Source organism: Glycomyces sp. L485 (assembly GCF_022548875.1).
Taxonomy (GTDB): domain Bacteria; phylum Actinomycetota; class Actinomycetes; order Mycobacteriales; family Micromonosporaceae; genus Glycomyces.
In genome coordinates, this window is record NZ_JAKZEW010000080.1 from 1 (window position 1) to 1,444 (window position 1,444).

Annotated in this window: 2 protein-coding genes and 1 pseudogene; all 3 read left to right on the forward strand. The window is 66.8% G+C overall.

Features of this window, described 5'->3' with window-relative positions; translation table 11 throughout:
• Nucleotides 1-315 (forward strand): annotated as a pseudogene (locus L0U85_RS20090) (ABC transporter ATP-binding protein); the annotation flags it as partial.
• The gene (locus tag L0U85_RS20095; protein WP_241379551.1) at nt 308-1,093 is read left to right on the forward strand and encodes a hypothetical protein; all 786 of its coding nucleotides are present in this window, start codon (nt 308-310) and stop codon (nt 1,091-1,093) included. The pseudogene L0U85_RS20090 and the gene L0U85_RS20095, both read left to right, overlap by 8 nt.
• Before the next feature lie 181 nt (nt 1,094-1,274).
• On the forward strand, nt 1,275-1,444 hold a 170-nt coding region (locus L0U85_RS20100; RefSeq protein WP_241379552.1), incomplete at its 3' end, for an ATP-binding cassette domain-containing protein.

The following is a 1,444-nucleotide window of genomic DNA, read 5'->3' on the forward strand; positions in this document are numbered from 1 at the left end:
GACCAGTTCGTCCGCGAGTTCACCCAGACCACCGTCATCGTGCGAAGCCCCTCTGCCGACACCTTCGTCTCCGCCCTTGAAGCCGATGGCGCGAGCGTCACCAAAGGCGACGACGGCGAACTGGTCGTCTCGGAAATGGAGATCGGCCGGGTCGGGCACCTGGCCTTCGCCGAGGGCATCGAGCTCACGGAGCTCTCCAGCCGTTCGGCCTCACTCGAAGAGGCCTTCATCTCCGCCACCGGCGCCGCAGAGCAGTTCGTCGCCGAAAATCCGAACCAGACCGCCCAGACCCCCGGAGGTGCCCAGAATGCTTAACGCACTCAGATACGAATGGACGCGGCTGCGCACGCTCCGCTCGACCTACTGGATGGTCGGCTCCGGCCTGGTGGTCGCGGCCTCGATACCGGTGATCCTCGGCCTCGCCGCCAGTGACGAGCCGCTCGACGCCATGGCCGTGGCCGTCGGCGTCAACGGCGGGGCGACCTTCGGGATCCCCTTCCTGGCGGTGTTCATGGCGATCATCGGGATCTTCGCCACCGGGCACGAGTACCGGCACGGCACGATTCAGCCGACCCTGACCGCGCTTCCACAGCGATCGCGCCTGATCCTGGCGAAGATCATGACCGTCACGACGCTGACGGCCGCGGCCACGCTGGTGTCGATCGCGATCAACGCGAGCGTGATGCTCGCGTTCTGGGGCGAGGTCCCGGGCCTGTTCGACGACCCCGTGCGGTCGGCGCTCCTCGGCTACCTGGCTTACAACCTGATCTACATGCTGGTCGGGCTCGGCCTGGGGCTGCTGTTCCGCGGCGTCCCCTCGGCGCTGGTGGTCATCTTCCTGATGCCGCTGATCATCGAGTCGGTGATCGTCGGGCTCACCATGGTCCCGGCCCTTGACTGGCTGGTGCAGGTCGTGAAGTTCCTGCCGTTCACCGCCGGGACTCAGCTGATGCTGACCGGCCCGGCGGACTTCGGTCCGGCAGCGCCGGACTTCGGCTTCTTCGACCGCTGGGCCTCCGGTGGCGTGTTCGCGGTCTTCGCCGCCCTGATCATCGGCCTCGCCTGGACCCTGTTCAAGAAGCGCGACGCCTGACACAGGCACCTAAGGGGGACAACGTGATCGAGGCGCGCTGTCCCTCGCCGGTACTACGCCGGTTCGCGTCTCCTACTCGGGGAGGAGGCGCGAACCGGTCTGCGAGGGGACGCGGAACCGGCGTGCGGGCCCTAGGCTGAAAACTGTGTGGCGGACCAGACCACACTGGAATAGGAGCACGATGATTACCGCGAAAGGCCTGTACAAGCGATACAGGAATACGGTGGCGGTCGACGACTTGTCGTTCGAGGTCCGCCCTGGCGTGGTGACCGGCTTCCTGGGACCCAACGGCTCAGGGAAGTCCACGACCATGCGACTCATGCTCGGCCTCGACCACGGCGGGGGCGAGAC